At 64.6% G+C, this 2,830-nt stretch carries 1 protein-coding gene and 2 pseudogenes; 2 read left to right on the top strand and 1 reads right to left on the bottom strand.

Annotated elements, in window-relative coordinates:
• The first annotated feature begins 775 nt into the window (after window positions 1-775).
• Both ACZ6C1_RS38900 and ACZ6C1_RS38895 read left to right on the top strand, forming a co-directional pair.
• Window positions 776-1,264: a Gmad2 immunoglobulin-like domain-containing protein gene (locus tag ACZ6C1_RS38900; RefSeq protein WP_469247742.1), complete on the top strand. Its 489-nt coding sequence runs from the start codon at window positions 776-778 to the stop codon at window positions 1,262-1,264.
• A gap of 583 nt (window positions 1,265-1,847) precedes the next feature.
• Window positions 1,848-2,596: pseudogene (locus tag ACZ6C1_RS38895) on the top strand (transposase family protein).
• Between the two features lie 20 nt (window positions 2,597-2,616).
• On the opposite strand, the pseudogene ACZ6C1_RS38890 reads toward ACZ6C1_RS38895, so the two are convergent.
• A pseudogene (locus ACZ6C1_RS38890) lies at window positions 2,617-2,830 on the bottom strand (IS5/IS1182 family transposase); the annotation flags it as partial.

Genomic DNA, 2,830 nt, shown 5'->3' with positions numbered 1-2,830 from the left:
ACGCCACTCCCGCAACTACCTGGCATTTCTCGGCCTCGCCGCAGCCATCTGCTGCTACAAACGACTCCTCCGCCTCACCACATAGGACACGGTCTAAGACGAAAGACATAGAGACACCCAGGACCGAGGGCCTCCACCGCGAGAGAGATCGCTATTGCGGTGGCGTCCACTGACGCTGCAGCACCGGTCCCTGACCAGCGTGTCTCTGTGTCAGCGAAGGCGCGCACCGGCACTGAGGGCGAGCGCCTGGATACGACGCTCGCGGGCACAGGCTGGTCAGGGCAAGCTTCCTTCAGCGAGGAGATCCGGGCGTACCCGAGGCCTCGAGCAGGCTGGTGCTGGCCACGGGCTCGGCCACCCGCCCGATGCCGTAGCGAAGCTGGGGAAAGCGAGCAGGTCAGGAAGTGTGAAGCCGCTGTAGCCGTTGTCTATCAGGAATCGCCTACGTCGAGAGCTATGCGCGCAGAGCCTGAGGACGTACTCGCCCGGGTGAAAGCGCTCCTGGCGGGAGTGTCTGAACTGGTTCTCAGCCGTGCGGCTCGCACCGTCAAAGGCAGGGCCGGTCGTAGGGCCAGAGCGGCTACCGGGCCCTCTGCCCCGACGACTCGTCGGCCCACATGAGGTGCGGGGCGTGCTGACATGGCTCCCACGCCGGTCTGATGGACGGTCGCTCGGGCACCACGGTCCCGGTGTCCCTGCCGGCAGCATTTGACCACCGCAGAGAGACCACTGAAACTGAGAATAACTCAGATAAGCTGACCACTTTGGAGGTTGCATGAACCGGATCGACCAGCCGCGACAGCTTGACCTGGTCGGCAATCCGATCATGGTTGCCGGGATCGGAACTGGATTCGAGGCCCTCTTACATTACCGGATCGGGGAAGGCCACGACGAAGTAAGCGGGCACTTCATGGTCGGAGGAGGAACTGGCGAACACGGTCAGTTCCAGCTCGAAGTCGACGTGAGCGGCGCAGCATTTGAGCTCGACCGCCTTTTCGTCCAGATCTTCGAGATCAGTCAGGAAGACGGCTGCGAGATCAACGTTGTGACTGTTCCCGTCATCTACGGGCCCCGGATCGTCCCGGGCTACGTAGGCTACAGAGAGCATGTGGTAGCGCCCGGAGAAACGCTGTCGGCCATCGCCGACTACCATTACGGCGACCCGTCACTTTACGGGCGTATCGTGCGTGCCAATCCAGCCCAGATCATCGACGCCGACCTGATCTTCCCCGGACAGGTTTTCCGGATTCCTGTCGGGGCATAACCGCGCAGCGATAATCGACACGTCACTGCGCGTCGTTCCTCGTTGGTCCCGGCGACGTTTGCTAGAGCAGGACATGTGCGCGCTTGCTCCGCCGCCGACCGTGGGTACAGCACGGCCCCGGTCAGCCTCCTCACCATCGGATCACTGACCGCCACCGCAAGTCGGACCACAAGTGCCCCCACCGACCCCAACACGGCCAACGACACAGATACCGCCACCTGCCAGGCCCTCACCACCCTCATCGTCGTCTGCTACTGATCTTTCCGTTGATTCGGTGGGTGTCGTGGGCTTGTCGGTGGGAGTCTGTCTTGGTGCCCTACAAGCCTTTGTCTTCCGTGTCCGGTTCTTCTGTTCCTCCTTTGTCTCGGCTTCAGTTGGCGGAGGCGCGTCGTGTGCGGGCGGTGGAGTTGTTCGAGCAGGGACGCCCGAGCGCCGAGATCGCGCGGGTGGTGGGGGTGCACGCGGAGAGTGAGCCTGTTCAGTGTGGTCGCTGATCGGGTGATGGTTGGGGTCGTGACGGAAGAGGCCCTCGAGTTGTTGAGCGGGATGTCTGACGTCCGCAGCTCTTCGGCTCGGGGGCCTCGTGGTTCCTTATCGTGCCGTACTCGATGTCCCGCATGCCCTGGTGGAGTGGGTCACGATGCTTATCGTCACCCGGGAAGGTGACCGCCGATGCCGGCTATCGCCGTCGGAACGTGCCCTGGCCGCTCTGTGGACCTGCGCCAGGAACGACACCCCGCGTCAGCTCGCGGCGGGCTTCGGTATCAGTCTGGGCACCGCGCACGCCTGTGTCCACGCTGTGACCGGCCACCTGGCCGGGACCGCCCCCGGCCTGACCGCGGCACTACGGCCGGCTGATGCCCGCTATCTGCTGCTGGACAAGACACTCGCCGAGTGCGACCGGTCCGGTGACGGCCGGGCGGACTACCCGGGAAAACACCGCCGGCACGGGGTGAACCTGCAGGTGGTCACCGCTCCGCACGGCACGCTCGTGTGGATCTCGCCGGCGCTGCCCGGCCGGACGCACGACCTGACAGCCGCCCGCCGGCACCGGACCACCGCCACCCGCATCCGTCTGGGCATCCCCGTCCTGGCCGACCGCGGCTATCAGGGTGCCGGCGACATCGTTGCCGTTCCCCACCGGCGACCGCCCGGCAAAGACCTCACGCCCAAACACAAGTGCCTCAACCAGGCACACTCCCGTCTCAGGCGGCCGGTCGAGAGATCCATCGCGTCGGTCAAGACCTGGCGGATCCTCCGCAAACCCGCTGCAACCCACACCGGATGACGTCAATCGTCAAAACCATCCTCACCCTCGAGACTCACCGCTGAACAAGCTCAGTGTGCCTCTTTCATCCTGAATAGCTGCAGGTCAGCAGTGTGTGGATGGCTTGGATGATGGTGCTGATGCGGCGGGTGGGGCATCTGGCTCGTCGGAGGATCCGCCGGGACTTCAGCCGGGCGAAGGCGCGTTCGCCCGGGGCTCTCAGTTTGGTGTGGTCGTGGTTGAAGTGCTGGTAGTGGGTGGGTTGTTCGCGGTGGTGGTAGTAGAGGGGTGCGGACGGT

The organism is Streptomyces sp. NPDC041796, from assembly GCF_055590785.1.
The sequence above is the reverse complement of the archived record's forward strand: the minus strand, read 5'-3'. Positions and strand labels throughout refer to the sequence as shown.